Genomic DNA, 18,380 nt, shown 5'->3' with positions numbered 1-18,380 from the left:
CGATCTCACGCAGGTAAGGCTGAAAAGCTCACCACCATCCTTTGAACGGAAGGCAATCTACATGAAACGCAGGATTCGACATGTGTCCGCGATCGCCTCTTTCCTTTCCCTGATCTCCGTGGCCCCCGCCGTCGCCGACGTCGGCGCTTCGGGTCCGGTTTCTTCCTCCGCGGGGAAATCCATCGGTCTCCGCGTAGGCGAGGATCCCACGCCCGCTCCGGGAAACTCGGGGAGCTCGGCAGGCTCGCCCGGCGATTCCCAAGGAGGGGCCGATGGATCCCAAGGCAATACGAACACTCCCAAGAGGTCCTACGGCGTGAGGGGATATTTGGTCACGAGGAAGGCCCCCGCCCGCTCGATTGCGGGTTTCAAGACCACGCGGGATTCTTACCGTTTTGCCATTGACGGGAGGGAATACACCCTCGAAGCGACCCCGCAATACACGAACCCCTCGGCGGCTCTTGCGCGCTTTAAAACGACACATGCAGCCTCCATTGCAAAGATCCGTGCGCACTTCAAGCTCCCGGACCTTTCGGAGCAGACCGCCACGCAGTACGTCAATGCCCTTTCGGATCAGGTCATGGCTGCGAACACCCCTGTGTCTTCGGATGAGATTTTCGCCGTCGCCGATTTCTCCTCCACCCTTGCGGCTCCCGCCGACAACGCGAAGACGGAGCAGGTGCTTCCCAAGCTCGTTTACGCGACGAAGACCAAGAACGTCTCGGCGATCATCCGGACCGGAGGCATTCTGGACAGCACGATTCCGGCGGCTTCCAAGAAGAACGTCACCCTCACCCAGAAGCTCGATTCGATGACCGGCGGCCTGAAGATGAACCCTGGAGGGTCGCAGCCGAGCCCGAGTGCGACGCCGACCATCCCCGATGGAAGCCAGCCGAGCCCGAGTGCGACGCCGACCAGCCCCGATGGAAGCCAGCCGAGCCAGAGCGCTTCGCCGACCGCTCCGAATGGCGAGCAGACCAGCCCGAGCGCGGCGCCGTCCAGCCCCGATGGGAGCCAGCCGAGCCAGAGCGCTTCGCCGACCGCTCCGAATGGCGAGCAGCAGCAGACCAGCCCGAGTGCAACGCCGTCCAATCCCGATGGGAGCCAGCCCAGTCAGAGCGCTTCGCCGACCGCTCCGAATGGCGAGCAGCAGCAGACCAGCCCGAGTACAACGCCTGCCGCCCCAACGCAGCCTCAGACGAAAAAGCTCACGGTTCCCAATGTCGATGCGGCCGTTGCCTACGCCAAGAAGTACGCCTTCACGCCGAACACTCAGCAGTACAAGTACTTCGAGCACGCAGACTGCACGAACTTCGCCTCCCAGATTCTCGCGGCCGGCGGGCAGCCCACCGACGCCTACTGGCACCCGCACCCGTGGGGCAACTCCACCAGGCACACCTACTCGTGGGCTGTGGCCAACGCCTTTGCCCGCCACTGGGGTCTCAACCAGGGAACCACCAGCTGGACCGAGTTTGCCTCTCGCGTCCACCGCGGATCCTTCGTGGCTTTGGCTTACTCGAACGGCAAGGTCTACCACACCGCATTCGTGACCGAGCAGGCTGACGTCGTCAGCGACGAGTATGGAACGTACCGGACCTTCGCCATCGCACAGCACACTCGCAACTACGAGGGCTGGGTCCATGGCAACGGCCTCGCCTCCGTGTGGAAGCAGCGCGGCTACTGGATCACCGCCGAGGGCGACAGCAACGGACAGTAAGGGCGAAGCAACAGACAGCGGCGGCCGCTGAAGCGCCTCCGCACTGAAACGCAGCGTCCGCGAAAGGCGGGGCGCGGGTTTTGCTGGAAGGCAGCCCGCGCCCCGTTTCTTTGATCCCGTTTGCGCGACGACGACGCGCATCAAGTCTGCGAGGACGCCATGGGTCCGGAGGCGTCATGCGTTTTCTTGCGAGGCTGATGACGGCGATTCTGTCCTCGCTTTCAATCCCAATCTCCGCGCGCGGTCGGTCTGCGGACGCACGCGCAGTCGGCCTGAAGGGGCGCATGCGCGGTCGCTCTGTGGGCGCGTGTGCGGTCCGTCTGTTCGCCGCCTCCGCTCGCTCAGCCGGCGAATGCGCGCAGCGGCTGGCCCGCGACCTCCGCCCGCATGTGGAAGACTGCGCCCGCGCCCGGCTCGTCGGCCGTCTCGCGCGACGTCGTGATGAAAACGTCGCGAAGGTCCTCCCCGCCGAGGGTCACCGCCGTCACCCCGCGCACGGGAAGCTCCCACTCGCCGAGCACCTCGGCTTCGGGGGAGTAGAGGCGCACTTTGCCGACCCGGTTCATCGCGCACCACACATTGCCCTCGGAATCGACGCAGAGGCCGTCGGGCCGTCCGCCGTCGCCGTCGTGGAAAAGTCTGCGGTTGACGAGGCTTCCCGATTCGTCGACGTCGAATACGCTCGTTCCGCCCGTGGCGGTGTCGTTGTAGTAGGCGAACCTTCCGTCGGCCGTGAAGTCGATGCCGTTGGACGTGGTGACGGAATCTAGCACGACGTCGACGGCGCCGTCGGCCCCGATGCGGTAGAGCTTGGCGCCGCCCGGGGTCTTGTCGTACGGCATGGACCCGGCGTACAGCCTGCCCGAAAGGTCGACGCCGCCCTCGTTCATGCGAACGCCGGGGTCCGCCCACATCTCGGCTTGCGGGACGGGCGCGCCGAAGGCCGAATCGGCCAGGGCGATACCGCGCTCGACGCCCACGACGTACCCGCCGCCCGCGCGAGGCCGCACGAAGGCCGCGACTGACGAACCGGTCGGCAGCCGATCGACGCTTCCGTCTGAGCCGATCGTGAGGATGTCGCCCGCGAGCATGTCGACGATCCGCAGCCCGCCCCACGAGGCATGCCAAGCCGGGCCTTCGCCGTGGAAGGCGACGACGTCAGTTATTTGAGTTGTCTTCTCCATCGTCGACGATGATAACGCGAAGATTGCGCGGGCCGTGGACGCCGTCGACGCGCACCAGCTCAATGTCCGAGGTCGCCGAGGGGCCGGCGATCCACGTGGTCGGACGCGTCGGATTCTCGCCGAGCACGGCGACGGCCTCGGGGACCGTCGCCTTGATGTCCGAGGCCTTGAGCACCACCACGTGGGTGTCGGGGACCAGGGAGATCGCGCGCCTGCCCATGTCCGGCGCGCCGTCGAGCATGATCGTGCCCGAAAGGGCAACGGCCACGCGCGAGGCGGTGACGACGGCGTCGATCCGGTCCAGCTCGGCATTGGTCAAAGGCGGCTCGTCGACGTGAATCTCGCGGCCCTTCGCGGCCGCCTCCGCCCAGGCGGGGTCAAGCCCGGGCGGCACGACGACGCTCGCCGCGTCCGACAGCGCCTCGGCGATGGCGGCCGGCACGTCGGCGGCGGTGGCCGCATGGGTGACCTTCGCCGTGTAATCGACGAGCTTCTCCTCCATCTCGGCCACGACGTCCGATCCGTCGCCTCTTGTGCGATAGTCTCGCGGAATCTCAGGCACGGGGATGGGTCCCGCCGCTCGGATTCGGCGGAAGATCTCCTCGCGTGCGCTTTTGGCCGCCTTCATCGTCCGCCCTCCTCTTCTTCGCGCGCCTTCCACCATTGCCTGAAGCTTTGGGCGGGCGGCGCCGGAACGTCGCGCACCCTCGTCCATGCTTTCGCAACCGGAAGCGGAACGCGGCTGATCTTCAGGTTGGGTCCGGCGATCAGACGCCCAGCCTGGACGCTTTTGCCCGCGGCCTCCATCGCCTTGCCCGAACGCATGACCTTCGACGAGACGGCCATGCCCACGTCCCAGATGTTCGGAATGCCGCCGCGGTTGGCTTCGACCGACTTGTGGCGCAGATGGACGAGGATGTTCGGAAGGTCGATCTTGACCGGGCAGACGTCTCCGCACGCACCGCACAGGGAGCAGGCGAAAGGCAGACTGGACGCTGGATCGCTGCGATCGTAGGCCTCTAGCAGCTGCGGTGTGAGGACGGCGCCGATCGGGCCCGGATACACCGAGCCGTAGGCGTGCCCGCCCGTGTGGCGGTATACGGGGCAGATGTTCATGCAGGCGGCGCAGCGGATGCACTTGAGGGCCTCGCGCCCGACCTCGTCGGCCAGCACGTTGGTGCGCCCGTTGTCGAGAAGGATGATGTGGAACTCCTGCGGCCCGTCGCCTTCGGTGACGCCCGTCCAGAACGACGTGTACGGGTTCATGCGCTCGCCGGTCGCCGACCTCGGCAGAAGCTGGCCGATGACCTCGATGTCGCGATACCGCGGCACGAGCTTCTCGATTCCCATGATCGTGATGAGGGTTTCGGGAAGGGTCAGGCACATTCTGCCGTTGCCTTCCGACTCGAAGATTCCCACCGTGCCGGTTTCGGCCACCCCGATGTTTGCGCCCGAGAGTGCGACCTTTGCCGTCAGGAACTTTTTGCGCAGGTGCGCGCGAGCGGCCATGGCGAGGACGCGCGGTTCGTCGCTCAGACCCTGAGCCGCCTCCATCCTCGCCTCGAAGATGGCTTTCACTTCGGCGCGGTTGCGATGGATCGCGGGGACGACGATGTGCGAGGGCATGTCTTCCGAGAGTTGGACGATCATCTCGGCCAGGTCAGTCTCCCACGCTTTGATCCCGTGCTCTTCCAGATGCTCGTTGAGGTTGATTTCTTGGGTTGCCATCGACTTGACCTTGACAACTTCGTCCACTCCCTTGGCGGAAATGAGGTTGAGCGCGATTGCGTTGGCCTCTTCGGCGTCGCGCGCCCAGTGGACCACGCCGCCGCGCTTGGTGACGTTTTCTTCGAATTGCTCGAGGAGCCTCACCCAGTCGGCCGTTACGGCCCTTTTGATGTTCGACGCCGCCTCGCGAAGGCCTTCCCAATCGGGCATTTCCTCGACCCGCAGATTGCGCTTGGCCCGGATCTTGCCCGTCGCATATCCGAGGTTGCGCCGCATCTGGGTGTTCTTGAGGGTCTCGTGAGCAGCCCGGGGAAAATGCTCGCCCCACTGCAGCGGATCGTCGGGAATCGGGTGGCCCGGATGCCAGCCGAGCTTCGCCTCTTCGGCGTCTTTCTCCGTCCACGTCGAGGGGCGGAATCTCTTGGCGAAATCAGAGACGGCTCCCATCATGCACCTACCTTCGTGTTGGTTGCGGGGGCGAACCAGGGGGATTCCTCGGTTCCAGCGAGGACTTCGGCCAGATGCATCGATCTGATGCCGGAGCCGGAGCGCGCCAGGCCTCCGCCGATGTTCATCAGGCACGAATAGTCGCCTGCCACGACGATCTCTGCGCCCGTCGAGATGATGTTCGCCATCTTGTCGGAGAGCATCGCAGCCGAGACCTCGGGGTTCTTCAGCGAGAAGGTCCCTCCGAAGCCGCAGCAGACGTCGGAATCGGGCAGCGGCACGTAGTCGATGCCCCGGACGGCGGCAATGAGCCGCGTGGCGGTGTCGCCTATGCGTGCCATCCGCAGGGAATGGCACGTGGTGTGATACGTGACCCTGTGAGGGAAATAGGCGCCGACGTCGACCATTCCGAGCACGTTGACGAGCAATTCGGGAAGATCGTAGGTCTTCTTGGCGAGCGCTTCCGCGTAGACCGCGAGCTGCGGCTCGCCCTGGTCTCTCGCCACGAGCGACGCCTGATGCCGGAGCGATCCCGTGCACGAGCCCGATGGGGCGACGATGGCGTCCCACTGCCCGTCGAGCACGGGGGTGAAGGTGTTGACGTGGTTGCGAATAAGCGGCATGGCCTCGGGATAGTAACCCGTGTTGACGTGCATTTGGCCGCAGCAGCCTTGCTCTTCGGGGAAGTAGACCTCGTGCCCTAGACGTTCGAGCAAATGGACGGTCGCCTGCGCCGCCTGCGGAAACATGACGTCCGCGATGCACGTTGAAAACAGTGCGATTTTCATACGTTTGCCTTTTCTGTTGAGGGGCTTGGACTGGGCGGAAGCCCCTTGCCTACCGTGCGGATGAAATCCTGGCGTCAGTTTGTGATGAGGAACCCCAGCGTCCCACTCGAAGCAAGCACCACGATCATGCCGAGCAGCGCGATGAAAGCGATCGAGTAGGGGGCGGCTTTGCGCAGGAGCGTCGATTCGGATCCGGGCTCCTTGATCGCCGTGGCCGCGATTGCGAGGTTCTGAGGGCTGACTATTTTTCCGATGCCACCTCCGATTTCGTTGGCTGCCAAGAGCAGCTGAGTGCTGATTCCGGCCTTTGCTCCCGCCGTCGATTGGAGATTCGCGAACAGGGCGCCGGCCGACGTCGCCGAACCGGTCACGGCGGTGCCGACCCACCCGAGGATGGGCGAGAGGAAGGCGAATGCGCCGCCCGCCGCGGCGAGCCACGTGCCGATGGCCACCGTTTGGCCCGAGAGGTTCATGACGTATGCGAGCGCCATGACGACGGCGATGGTGAGGATGGCGAGCTTGAGGTCGACGACCGTCTTCCATAGCGTCGTCATCCCCTTGCCGAAGGAGAAGGGGTATTTTCCGCCGGAGCTGCTCTTTCCATAGACGAGGGCGACGATCAGCCCGGTCAGCAGGAGCATCGTCCCCGGCGAGGAAAGCCAGCTGAACGTGAACTGTGTTGCCTTGACGGCCTGCCCCTTGGCGTCTACGAGCTGACCGTCGAGCCCCGGCCAGCCGAACGTCACGTCCGTCGATTCGAGTGCCTTGGGCACGTCGATTCCCGCCGTCCACAGCTTGGCGACGGCGAAAATGACGACCACGAGCCAGTAGGGCAGGAGCCCCAGGGCCACGCGCGAGCCGCTGAGCTTTTCCGAGGACGTCTCGGACAGCTGTTCCTCAGGCGTTCGGGGGCGCCACGCTCGCAGAAGGAGGGTGACCGAGGCGAAGGAGAGCAGCGACGCGAAAACCGCCGTCAGCTCGTAGGAAAGGAAGTTTGCGGCCAAGATGTGGCCCAGCCCCATGGTCACGCCGGCCGCGAGCGCGGCGGGCCACGCCTGTTTCATTCCGCGTTTGCCGTCGAGGATGCCGAGGAGGAGCACGGGGATCCAGCACAGGAAGAGCGGGGTGATGCGGCCTTGGGTCGCGCCGACGGCGTCGGCGGAGGAGTTGCCGAGCTTCGCCGCGGTGGTCACCGGGATGGCCATCGCGCCGAAGCAGACGTTGAGGGCGTTGCCCACCATCGTCACGAGCGCCGCCTTGATCGCGGGGACGCCGAGGGCGAGCAGCATGGCGCAGGATATCGCGACAGGCGCGCCGAAACCCGCGAGGCCTTCCATGAGGCCGCAGAAGCAGAAGCCGATGAGGAGCGCCTGAACCCGCATGTCGCCCTTGCCGACGGCTGCGAATACCCGCCTGACGTCTTCCGAGCGTCCCGTTTTCTCCGTCAGATTGTAGAGCCACACGGCCATGATGACGATGTAGACGATCGGAAAGAGGCCAAAGGCTGCGCCTTGGGTCGCGGAAAGCAACGCGAGGTCGACGGGCATGCCGAAGGCGAGGATTGCGGCAGCGAGGGCCGCCGCGAGCGAAATGATCGCGCACACGTGCGTTTTCACCTTGAATACGCCCAGAAGAACGAAAAAGACGACGAGCGGCAGAAGGCCGAGCAGCGCCGTCAAGGCGAGCGACGATCCCACCGCCGTCGTCGACGGCGTGTAAGCGGCGTGGATCATGGGGTCTCCTTTCTGCGAGGGAATCTGCCCCTGGCCGTACCTCCGTTGGTTACGGTCTGAAAGTGACCGAAATGGTGAGAGTCTCGGCCGTCCCCTTCACGCACCGAAACCTCATGATATGCGGCCTACGTTACACCCGGCGTTTCTTCGAGTTCAATGCGAGCGGGTTTTCCCCGACGACTTGGAGACTTTTCGCGTTGTTTCGAATGCGAACCAAGGACTCTCGACGGAGGGGCGTCAGCCACTTACTTCGCAGTGCGGAAGGAAAGCTAACTTTCTTCAGATCGGGCATGCTAAGCGTTCCCGGGACGAGAAACGGTTAAAAAATTCCCAAGATATTGTTTTAAGAAGCTCAAGATTTGATGTTGAACGTGATCCAGATTACATTTACTCTACGCTTGCGTTCGGTTAAGCTAAACGTGTAGATAAAAGCGTACGGAGTTCGCTAGCTCGGACTTGATCGCAATTCATGCTTTTCTGATTGGCATTCGTTCGTCGGGTATTCATCTAATCCAAGATGAAGTTCCGTATATGTTTCGCTAATCGGAGTTGTGTCAAGGGCTTCAATTACGAGCTTGTTTGCGCCGTGTGCTTCGAAAATGGAAAGGAGGTGAACGGAACAATGACAGCAATGATGGAAACCACGATGCTCGACCTGGACGTCGACATCGACGCGATGCCCGCCGCTGCGGCGACCCCGCAGATCACGAGCGTCAGCCTCTGCACCGCTTTCTGCACGAGCCAGGGAGGCGGAAGCTTCTGCAGCTTCTGCTGCTGAGTCGTGAGTGAGTGTGGTGGCGTGGCGGCTGTCATCCCTATACGCCACCATGCTCACTCCGGTCGTTTTGTCGCTCTCGAAGCAAACTTGAACGCGGACGCGTGCGGTCAAAGCGATTTGGACGTGGCAGCGGGCGATATTGCCATTCATTTGCAATGGCATAGTATTTAATTTTGAGGTCGACGTCGATGCAATGCCGACTGAATCGACCAATAAGCAACAAGCCATGAGCGGTTGGTTCCGCACTTATGGCTGCACGAGTCCGGGCGACGGAGGCTTCTGTAGCCGCTGGCGCTGAGCCGTGGGGCGTCGTGGCAACGTGGCGGCTCTATCGTCCCTGTGCGACGCCACGCCCGTCGGCCTCAACTATGAAGGGCGCCATAGCTCCGGTGCGGGGCAGCAGCCCTTTCGCTTGGAAAGCGACTGGGCCTGCGAAGGTTCAGGGGCGATGGCGAACCGTCGGTCCAAACAAGGCGGATGTGATGGCGTGGTAGCTATCATCCCTATACGCCATCACATCCACGTGCGCTCCAACGCTCGGCTCTTGCCGAGATATTCCCACGGGAATCGACTCGAGCCGAGTATTTCAACGTTGTACATATCATCCTCCATCACCGACGAACAAGGCAAATGGTCGGTCTCTGAAAAGGTAGGAGTTCTGAAGGAAATGACAGTGGAGGGAAGTTTCAGCCCGCTCGCAGCTGCGCGGCATTTCACGTTGAGGACAGCGGCTCGCCCCCTGCGCCTCGCCCCGGCTGAAAACGACGTTCTTTTGGCTGCTGCGGGGCGTGAAAGCCTGGTCAAGTACATTCGCGACGCATATCGCGACCCAGCCTTTGCGCAGGCGGTCATCCATGCCGCTCCAGCTTTATGGGAATCCGTGCAACGCGCGCTCGGAGATCCCGCATCGATGAAGCCAAACCGGCTTCGCCGCGTGGCGTTGTCGACGAGGAAGTTCTTGAACCGCATATCCTCCCGTCCCACTCCTTTCGGCCTGTTCGCAGGCGTCTCCGCCGGCGAATTCGCGGGCGACCCCGAAAATTCGCGGGTGAGGTTCACGCAGGGGCGTCGGGAGGCCGTCGCCGACTTCCGGTGGCTTTCGCCCGTGGTCCGATCGCTGGAACAGCGCCTCGAAGTGCTGAAGGGGTTGACCGTGTGCCGCAATCCCCTCTTGCGTTGGAGAGCCAACGAGATCCTCGTCTTCGGTGCGGACCGAGCGGACGTTTCGCAGTCCCGAACGGCCATCGGGCGAACGCCGGTGCTGGACTGCGTGCTCGACAAATGCAGTGGGAACGATGGGATCGCCGTCGAGGATCTTTGCGAAGGGGTCGCGAAGGAGTTTCATGCGAGCCCGGGCGGGGTGCTTGGCCTAGTGGCGCGTCTCGTCGGACTGGAAATCCTTTACACCAGCCTGAAGCCCAAGCTGACCGGAGGAGACCCGCTCGAAGAAGTGGTGCGGTCACTGCAAAGAGCAGGTGTCGATGCGGAGGGTCTATTGGACATACACCGCCGCATTCGCGCGTTGAGCGGGCCGGCGACTGCGGACGACGCCGGCGAGGAGTATTCGCGCACGTACGCGGCTATGGCGGAAGTCGACGGTGCGGACAAAGCCGACGGCGCCGGAAACAGGATCCACTTTGTTCTCAACAGCGGTGTTCAGCTGCGGTTGCCCGATCGCATTCGTCAAGATGCCGAAGAGGGAATGCACATCCTGCAGAGGCTGTCCCACATGCGGCTGGGCATGCGAGGATTGCGCAAATACCATATGGACTTCTTGGAACGGTATGGGATAGAACGAACTGTTCCTTTGTTGACGCTGGTTGACCCCGCCCGGGGAATCGGCGTTCCCGAAGACTACTCGTGGCCGAAACAGGTTGCGGAGAAGAAACCGCCTCCTCCCGACGAGGTGAACGAAAAACGCGAAGAGCGGCTGGCCGCCCTGTACAGCAAGGCGCTCGCTGAGGGCGGCCGAGAAATCAGCCTGACCGAGGCCGACATAGACGAACTTTCCCACGGACCGTTCGACGAGAGCGAGTGCCAGCTGGCGGCCGAACTCTACCTCAATCTGGCTGCTCGATCGTGGTCGCGACTGGCTGAGGGGGACTACCGCGTATCGCTCGGGAGCAATCCAGGAACGCACTCTTCCTTGTGTACGACGGGAAGATTCCTCGGTCTGCTGCCGGAAATGAACGAGGACCCCGAACTGCGCCCCTTCGTCGACGACGAACGTGAGTACAGCGCCTCGTTGTCCTACTACCCGCGGTCGCACGCGGCCACCAACTTGGTCAACACTCGGCCCTTGGGCGTGAAGCTCATCGGCGTCGACACGCCTCACGCGGCGGGGACCGACTACGTCCCGCTCTCAAGAATCGGCGTCAAGGCGACTATGGACGGGCTCTTCCCCGTCGATATGTCGGACGGGCGAGCCGTCCGCATCCATTCGCGCAACTCGGTCTACACTCCGGCGCAGGCGCCGAATGCCGTTCGGTTCTTGGCCGATATGGAAACCGAGCTCCAACGCCTATGGGAGCCATGGGATTGGGGGCGCCTGGGCTATTTTCCGTTCGTTCCGAGGGTGCGCCATGGCCGCTTCGTTCTAAGCCCGGCGCGATGGTCTCTCAAAGAGCTCAAACGCTCGGGCTTCCTCAAGGGCTCCGACTGCCTGGAAACGTTCAACCGGTGGAAAGAGCGATGGGGAGTTCCCAGGCACTGCCTCGCCGTCACCATGGATCTGCGCCTCCTATTGGACACCGAGAACCCGGGGGACGTCGAACTTTTGCGAGCCGAACTGGCGAAAGCCGACAACCTGGTGCTCGAAGAGCTTCCCGGGGGTGCGCAGACGCCTCGCGACGCCTGGGGGTGGCTGTCCGACGGCGAGGACGTGTACGTCAGCGAACTCGTCCTTTCCTTCAAGAGGCGAGACGCCGCCTCCGCCTTCGCACCCGAACGATTCCTCCTGGGCGTGGACGCGACTCCCGAACTGCGGTATCTTCCTGGTTCCCAGTGGCATTCATTCCGCCTTTACACGCCGGCGGATGAAATCACGCATTTGCTCAAAGGGAAGATCGGCGAAGCGGTGGAACGGATCGCAGAAGCGGGCGGCGCCACGCCTTTCTTCGTGCGATACATCGACGGCGTCGGCTCCCATTTGCGCGTCCGGTTTCAAAACTCCTCGGAGTCCGACGGCCAAGGGCGGCCCGCGGAGTTCGAGGGGATCTTGCGGGAGATCTGCGAAGGGGCGGGGGCGACGACGTTCGTGCAGGACGGATACGTTCCCGAGTTCGAGCGATACGGCGGCGTCGACCTGTTGGACACGACGCATGACGTCTTCTCGGAAGACTCCCTGGCTGTGCTCAAAGCGCTGCGAGGTCCTTCTTGCGACCTGTTTTCGGGATTGGAAGAGTACGTTGTGCTCTCCTGGACTGAAACATTCGTGAAATTTTTCCAGGGATTCGGCTCTGCGTTGGATGAAATCGGAATGGACGAGGCCGTTGAGGCTGCCGACAGTCCCGAGGCAATCGGGGATGCGGCGGAAGCAATCGATGACCCCATTGCGATCCTCGAGACATGGACCAGGAAGATGGGACTGGCCTCGAGCCGCGGAGATGAATCGTATGACCGGCATCGAGAGAGATGGAGCGAGATCGTGCGTTCGCACCTTCTGCGGGACCAACGGGGAGACGATTCGCTCCGCCGACATGGCCTTGGACGGACGGCGCCGTTCCTGGCCGGAAAAGGCTTCGCCGACGTCGTTGCCGCGGGGAATGCGCATGTTTCGGCCTTCAGAATCGTCGGAAGCTACATGCACATGACATTCAACAGAGTGTTCGGCCCCGATCAGGCCAACGAACAACGTTTGCTCGGCATTCTGCGTTCCGTTGCGGCGCGCCTGAGCAGAGAACGCAGCGCGCGGGAGGCGGCCAATGAGCGCGGATGAAGCGAAGCGCGTGAGCGCGGACCACGTGGAGCGCACGATTGGCGAGAGCCAAGGGAGCGAACGGGAATCCTGGCGGCTTTTACCCGAGAATTTGCGAAGAAGGGCCGGTGAGCTGGCAAACGACGTGGCAGAACGGCTTGGGGACGCGGAGGCCGACAGGCAAATCGTGGATCGTCCGGGCAACGTCGAACCCATCTTCGGCTCGTCGATGTGGTTGCCCGGAACGCTGAGCAACGGTTTGGCGGGCACGGCCCTCATGTACTCATTGCTCGCGCGATCCGACCCGCGCTGTCTCCAGCTGGCCCATAGGCACCTGCAGGCGGCCCTTGAATCGGCTACGTGGAATTCGCAGGGCGGCCTCATGGGAGGCCCCGCGGGCATCTTGGCCGCCGCGCAGGGGGCGTCCGGGGTGGGAAAGAACTATCCGGGGCTGCGCGAAAAACTGACCACTCGATTGGCGGCGACGCAGACAGAGGCTGTGCGAGCGTACGCGGAGGCGCTGAAAGACGGCGTGCATTGGCTCGCCTACGACATAATGCACGGGGTGACGGGCGTGCTCAGGGTTCTCATGGACGAGCCGTCCAAGGACGCCCGCAGCGCGGTCGAGGCCACGAACGGCTACCTTTGCTCACACATTTTGAAGCGGCGCGAATCCGGACTTCCCGGTTGGTGGGTGCCGTCCGAGCTCGAGCCGATTGCAGAGGACCGCGAAACCTATCCTCACGGCGACCTCAACCTTGGCATGGCCCACGGCGTCACCGGCGTCGTCGCCACTCTGACGACGTTGGCCGAGAGGGCGAGCCTCACCCCCGAAATGGAAGACGCCCTCCGCAGAGCCGTCGACTGGATGGCGATGTGGCGGCAGGAAGTCGATGGCGTGCCCTACTGGCCGGCTCGGATTCCCGCGGAGCTCAACGGCTCTCCGCGAGACGCTCCGCCTCAATTCACCAGGGCGGCGTGGTGCTATGGCACTCCGGGAGTCGCCTTGACGTTGATGCGGGCAGGGAGGTTGCTCGGCGACCCCGGCGTCGTCGATACCGCGGTGGATGCGCTCGTGGGCCACCTGCAGGCTCCCGAGCACGCATGGAGGCTCGACGGACCGACCTTCTGCCACGGATACTCCGGCGCCCTGCACGTGCTGCATCGGGCATGGCTGATCCGCGGCGACGAACGTTTGAGACAACTTGCGTTGACGATGGCGTCGAAGCTTATCGACGACATGGCCGAGCCGGATGCTCCCTTCATATTCCGCCACTGGATGCCGGACAGTCCCGAAGGCTGGCAAAAAGCCGACTCTTACAAGAGAGTCGATAGCGTGGGGTTGCTCGAAGGCGCGTCCGGAGTTGCCGCGGTCCTCTATTCATTGAGCCTGGACGACCCGAGCGACTTGCCGGCGTGGGACCGCGTGTTCGCTCTTTCCTAGGAGCGATGGGCGCACTCGCTGGATGGAGGCGTTCGGCGCGAAGGCTCGCCGCCCGGCCGGCGCGAAAGAGAGAAAGGGAAAACATGGCAGACAGCGAAGACGACGTCGCCGCCGAAGACGCGGCGACTGCCCAGGCGGGCGCGAATGCCAAGAAAAGCGCCGCCGTGGAACGAGTACTCCTCGGCTGCACCGGAGCGCTGCAGATGCTTTCGATAGGCGAGTACATCATGGCCATGCGATCCGCCGGGGCCGAGAGAATCGGCGTGGTGCTCTCCCCGTCTGCCGCGGCGATGACGTCTCCGGCGTCGCTCGAAGCGATCGTCAACGAAGTGTTCGTCGAACTTCCCATGGCGCGAAACCACATCGCTCTGAGCCGCGAATACCAGCGAATGGCGGTGGTTCCCGCGACGGCGAACTTCCTCGCCGGTGCGGCGACGGGAAGCGCGCGCAATGCGGTGGAGCTCATGCTCATCGCGATGCCTGCGCCTTCCGTGATCGTTCCGGCTATGAACGGCGCCATGTGGGCGAAGCCGGCGGTTCAGCGCAATGTCGCGACCCTCGTGGAAGACGGCCACACCGTGCTGAAACCCACAGTCCGCGAAGTCTTCGAAGCCGCGTCTCAAAAATTCAAGCGAGGGGTCTCCTCTTCGACGCCCTACGAGGTGGCTCGGGCGATCCAAGAAGTGCCTGCCTGACGAAAACCGTCCGAACCGACGTGCCGCCTCGAACGACGGCGGACGCGCGAGCAGCGGCTGGCGGCGGTGACTAGTAGTCTGGCCGAAGGCCGCTCGATTCCAGAATCGAGCGGCGCGTGAACCGCTGCGCGGTGCGTCGCTACGAACTCAACGAACGAACGAGTTCGGATGGCCATTGCCGTCCCGAGAAGAGGAGAGACCCGGTGACGAAGCGAAACGGCTGTACAAACTTGGCGCGCGGGGAGTCGTCTCACCTTGGCCGCTGACACCGAGACCGATCGCGACGCCGAGCTTCTCGAAGCCGTGGGGGAAGGGGATGAGCACGCATTCGCCGAGCTGTACCAACGATACTCGGCTGTAGTGTTCGCTTTCGTTCTCGCCCGAAGCGACGACCGGGGCGACGCTGAGGAAATCAGCGCGGACGTGTGGCTGGGGTGCTGGAGATCGGCCCCCGCCTTCAGGGGCGACAGCAGGATTCTCACCTGGCTTCTGGGGATTGCCAAGCGTCAGATCTGGACGCACACTCGCCGGCGGAAGATCCCGACGGCGCCTTTGGACGAGGAGGTCGAATGTCTGGTCGACGATGCCGCCGATCCTGCCGACCTGGTCGCGATGGCGACCGGCGTCGACGAATTGCTTGGGGCTCTCAGGTCTCTGCCCCAGGACCTCGCCGAGGTGGTCGGCCTCGCCTGGCTGCACGAATTGCCATACGGGGAGATCGCTTCAGTGCTCGAAATACCCGTCGGCACGGTGAAAAGCCGTGTTTCACGCGCGCGGCGGCTGTTGAAAGAGACGCTGACGAGGCACTGAGGAGGGGCGATGTTTGAGCGCGGACAAGGCGAAAGCGAGACGTTGAAAGCCGCTTTGCGCCAGTGGGAGTTCGAACGGAGCGAGCCGCCCGGCTACGAGCGCGTGCGCCGCCGGGTGGCTGCTTCGCGGTCGCCGCTCGAGCGCCGACGGCGAACGGCGCGGCAAAGCCTCCGGCTGGCGGCGGCTCTAGGGCGTGCGCAATTGAGAGTCGTGCCATGGCTGGTGGTTCCGCTGGCTTTGCTGACCGCGACGTTCGCGGCGCTTGTGGCCCGATTCTTCAGCGTGACCATGGGACCGAACGCCGCCGTGGGGGGATTCGCATCCTTGGCCCTGTTCGGCGTCAACCTGACGGTTACCACGGCGCTTTCCCGAATCCGCCAGGACGCCGTCGCTTTGGCCACGCCATTGGGACCGTCGGCGGTGGTGCTCGCCCGGGTGGCCGCGGTGCTGGCACTCGACGCCGCGACGGGACTCCTGGGCGCCGCAGCCGCTGCCACGTGGGGCACGGCAGACGTCTTCGGTCCGATTCTCGCGGGGTGGCTGGTCCCGATGGCGGCGGTGGCGGGCACAGTGGCGTTTCTCTCCATCTGGGTGGCCCCGTGGGCAGGCGTCGTGGTGGGGCTGGCCGTCTCCGCCGTCGTTGGGCCGTCCTCTTCGCCGCTAGGCCTCGGCCCTTCGGGTTCGCTGCAGGAGGCGATCACCCCTCTGGGGGTCGTTGCCCTTGGCCTGGCCCTGATCGCCTGCGCAGCGTTTTCTGCCCCGCGAGCAGTGGCTTCGTCGAGGGACGGGTGACTTCCCGTGAACCGGTCGGCCCTGGCTCGCTACTCACACAACGACAGTGAGTTAGACGGGAAAGGAGTTTGCATGTCGGTCTCGTTCCTTGCGGCACAGCTGCGACGAGTTCGCGTCGCCTTGGCCATACCGCTCGTAGCTGCGGTCGTCACCGCGCTCGTGGGCAGGTTGGCTGCGGCCGCGTGGTCCTCGATGCAAGGCATGGCATTGGCGTTCGGATTGGGGCAGATTTTCGTCATCTGTAGCGGCGTGGCCGTGGCCATCGTGCTGACGGGCGATCCGTTGGTCGAGCTTCATGAGGCTACGCCGGCGTCATTCCGACGCGTGCAAGTGGTTCGCGCGGTGGCTGTGACCGCGTCCGCGGTGATCGGAGCCGTTGTCATGTTCGCGCCGCTGCATGTGGCCGGCGTGTGGATGCAAGACAAAGGGTGGATCACCGTCGTCATACCGATCGGATCGGCAGTAACGATCGCCGCTGCCGCATTCGGCGCTGCGGCTTACACGGGATCGGCGTCTTCCACCACGATCGTTGTCACGGCAACCTGGCTGTTTTTGGCCGCGCTGTGGGATCCGTATGTGGAGCCTCTGCTCTTGCGGCGTGGAATACCCGTTTTGATCGCAACGATTTTGGCCGTTCGGGCGTGGCGCAGGCTCGGCGACGCCGAGCGCAACATATCGCAGGCGGTGGCAGCGGCATGACTTTCGTCGATCTCTTACGCGTCCACGCACGAATAGCGTGGAGACAGAAAACGCTGTGGTACACGTCGATACCGTTGACGCTGTTCGCCGTCTTGCTGAGCTTCGGAGGAAAAGCGCCGAATACCGGAGACGTCAGAGACCTCGTCTACAAGGCGCAGGTTATGGTCATCTTCGTCGGCATCGCCTATGCCGCGGCGTTCACCAGCCTTCTTTCCGCTCCCGCCCGCCTTGGCATCGGCGAGTTGGAGTCGTCCGCTCCGGTCGGCTTCATGAAGCTCCGAATGGCGCGGGTGCTGGGGCCATTCGCTGTAGTCATCGTGCCGCCCCTGGCCTTCCTTCTCGTCATGGGAACGATTCAGACGGTCCAGGGAAAATGGGACGGGCTGCCCATGGCCCTCGGCGTGACGGCATCGACGATTGCGCCCGCGATGCTGTGCTCGATTGCGATCTCGGCTTTCATGGGGTCCTTTCTGCCGCAGGCCTTCGCGCGCATCGTGGCTGTTCTCGCTTGGTTCTACCTCGTATTCTCGACCCCTGCGATTCCCGTGCCTGCTCCCGAGGGCACGATCTTCGGGGTCACAGGGGACGCCGTCGCCGAGGGTTACTTCGGTTCGCGACCGCTGTATGCGCTCACAGGCCCGCTCAGTTCTTCTCCTGGGCCGGTTACGGCCACCGTTTCTCTGCTGTGGCAGTTCACTCTGATCGTCGTGCTTCTAGCCATCGGCTCCCGTTTGTCCGAACGCTTCCGGGATCGTTGAGAGGAATCATCCCATGTACATCTCCATCAACCACGTCACAAAGAACTTTCGGGGCAAGCCGAAGGCTCTCGACGACGTCACCATCGATCTTCCCACCGGGATGATTGGCTTGCTCGGCTCGAACGGCGCTGGCAAGACCACGCTCATGCGCATGCTGTGCGGCATCATTCAGCCCACGGAGGGAAAAGTATTCATCGACGGTCAGGATCTCAGCGCTTCGGCGAGCCGTCGTGCGGTCAAGGGCATCCTGGGCTACCTCCCCCAGCACGTCGAACCCTACCCGAATCTCACGCCGCTGGAGTTTCTGGACTACGTCGGCATCCTCAAGGGGATCGACAAGCGCTCCGCACGCCGCAGTCAAGCCGAGCAGCTCGTGGCCCGTGTTGGGCTCACCGATGCCAAGAACAGACGCATAGGAGGGTTCTCTGGCGGGATGCGGCGCCGGGTGGGCATAGCGCAGGCCCTTATGGGGGAGCCTCGGCTCATCATCGTCGACGAACCCACCGCCGGCTTGGACCCTGAAGAGCGCATACGTTTCAGGACCTTGTTGGCGGGGCTCGGCGCTGAACGCACCGTGATCTTGTCCACCCACATTCTCGACGACGTCGCCCAGACGTGCCCCTACATATTTGTTCTGGGGCATGGCCGCACCCGTTACGACGGCCCGACGGGCGGCCTCATCGAAGCAGCCCGAGGCCGCACGTGGCTGACTGACCCGCGCAGCGCTCGGCTTCCGGAGCACGCGGCAGTGGTCAACGCTCTCACCGTGCCCGGGGGAACCCAATACAGGATCGTCACCGACACGCCGCCCGACGGCGCGGAACCGGTCGAACCGAACCTCGAAGACGGCTACATGGCCCTCACTATCAACAAAGAAACACCATGAAACAA

15 protein-coding genes are annotated in these 18,380 nt (G+C 63.7%); 10 read left to right on the top strand and 5 right to left on the bottom strand.

The window, feature by feature from the left end:
- Positions 1-61 precede the first annotated feature (61 nt).
- Positions 62-1,717: an amidase domain-containing protein gene (locus A4H34_RS00265; protein ID WP_064230674.1), complete on the top strand. Its 1,656-nt coding sequence runs from the start codon at positions 62-64 to the stop codon at positions 1,715-1,717.
- A 341-nt stretch (positions 1,718-2,058) separates the two neighbouring features.
- Here A4H34_RS00265 and A4H34_RS00260 read toward each other — a convergent pair whose 3' ends face one another.
- The 5 genes from A4H34_RS00260 to A4H34_RS00240 form a co-directional block, all read right to left on the bottom strand.
- Positions 2,059-2,901, bottom strand: coding sequence for an SMP-30/gluconolactonase/LRE family protein (locus A4H34_RS00260; protein ID WP_009198545.1), 843 nt, complete (start codon positions 2,899-2,901; stop codon positions 2,059-2,061).
- The gene (locus tag A4H34_RS00255; RefSeq protein ID WP_064230673.1) at positions 2,876-3,529 is read right to left on the bottom strand and encodes a LutC/YkgG family protein; all 654 of its coding nucleotides are present in this window, start codon (positions 3,527-3,529) and stop codon (positions 2,876-2,878) included. Before A4H34_RS00255 ends, A4H34_RS00260 begins: the two co-directional genes overlap by 26 nt.
- The gene (locus tag A4H34_RS00250) at positions 3,526-5,079 is read right to left on the bottom strand and encodes a LutB/LldF family L-lactate oxidation iron-sulfur protein (RefSeq protein WP_064230672.1); all 1,554 of its coding nucleotides are present in this window, start codon (positions 5,077-5,079) and stop codon (positions 3,526-3,528) included. The genes A4H34_RS00255 and A4H34_RS00250 overlap by 4 nt, the downstream gene beginning before the upstream one ends.
- Positions 5,076-5,864 (bottom strand): (Fe-S)-binding protein, encoded by a 789-nt coding sequence (locus A4H34_RS00245; protein ID WP_064230671.1) that lies wholly within the window; start codon positions 5,862-5,864, stop codon positions 5,076-5,078. The genes A4H34_RS00250 and A4H34_RS00245 overlap by 4 nt, the downstream gene beginning before the upstream one ends.
- 74 nt (positions 5,865-5,938) lie before the next feature.
- Positions 5,939-7,597 carry an L-lactate permease gene (locus A4H34_RS00240; RefSeq protein WP_009198549.1) on the bottom strand — a complete coding sequence of 553 codons (1,659 nt, stop codon included), beginning with the start codon at positions 7,595-7,597 and terminating at the stop codon, positions 5,939-5,941.
- A 622-nt stretch (positions 7,598-8,219) separates the two neighbouring features.
- Here A4H34_RS00240 and A4H34_RS10785 point away from each other — a divergent pair.
- The 9 genes from A4H34_RS10785 to A4H34_RS00200 all read left to right on the top strand — a co-directional run bounded on the left by A4H34_RS10785 (position 8,220) and on the right by A4H34_RS00200 (position 18,375).
- Entirely contained in the window at positions 8,220-8,375 is a 156-nt protein-coding gene (locus tag A4H34_RS10785; RefSeq protein WP_197480372.1) for a gallidermin family lantibiotic, read from the top strand.
- 673 nt (positions 8,376-9,048) lie between these two features.
- Complete coding sequence (locus A4H34_RS00235; protein ID WP_064230670.1) at positions 9,049-12,312, top strand: lantibiotic dehydratase; 3,264 nt, start codon at positions 9,049-9,051, stop codon at positions 12,310-12,312.
- Complete coding sequence (locus A4H34_RS00230; RefSeq protein WP_082902943.1) at positions 12,299-13,735, top strand: lanthionine synthetase C family protein; 1,437 nt, start codon at positions 12,299-12,301, stop codon at positions 13,733-13,735. Before A4H34_RS00235 ends, A4H34_RS00230 begins: the two co-directional genes overlap by 14 nt.
- A gap of 83 nt (positions 13,736-13,818) precedes the next feature.
- Entirely contained in the window at positions 13,819-14,430 is a 612-nt protein-coding gene (locus A4H34_RS00225) for a flavoprotein (protein ID WP_197480371.1), read from the top strand.
- 255 nt (positions 14,431-14,685) lie between these two features.
- Complete coding sequence (locus tag A4H34_RS00220) at positions 14,686-15,240, top strand: RNA polymerase sigma factor (RefSeq protein ID WP_009198556.1); 555 nt, start codon at positions 14,686-14,688, stop codon at positions 15,238-15,240.
- Positions 15,241-15,249: 9 nt separating this feature from the next.
- Positions 15,250-16,032, top strand: a complete 783-nt coding sequence (locus A4H34_RS00215; protein WP_064230668.1) for a hypothetical protein — start codon at positions 15,250-15,252, stop codon at positions 16,030-16,032.
- A gap of 72 nt (positions 16,033-16,104) precedes the next feature.
- Entirely contained in the window at positions 16,105-16,731 is a 627-nt protein-coding gene (locus A4H34_RS00210) for a hypothetical protein (RefSeq protein ID WP_064230667.1), read from the top strand.
- Positions 16,728-17,489, top strand: a complete 762-nt coding sequence (locus tag A4H34_RS00205; RefSeq protein WP_064230666.1) for a hypothetical protein — start codon at positions 16,728-16,730, stop codon at positions 17,487-17,489. Before A4H34_RS00210 ends, A4H34_RS00205 begins: the two co-directional genes overlap by 4 nt.
- 13 nt (positions 17,490-17,502) lie before the next feature.
- Positions 17,503-18,375: an ABC transporter ATP-binding protein gene (locus A4H34_RS00200; protein ID WP_064230665.1), complete on the top strand. Its 873-nt coding sequence runs from the start codon at positions 17,503-17,505 to the stop codon at positions 18,373-18,375.
- Positions 18,376-18,380: the final 5 nt, after the last annotated feature.

Origin of the sequence: Peptidiphaga gingivicola (assembly GCF_001652275.1) — a bacterium.
Lineage (GTDB): Bacteria > Actinomycetota > Actinomycetes > Actinomycetales > Actinomycetaceae > Peptidiphaga > Peptidiphaga gingivicola.
This window is presented reverse-complemented; position numbering and strand designations above follow the sequence as displayed.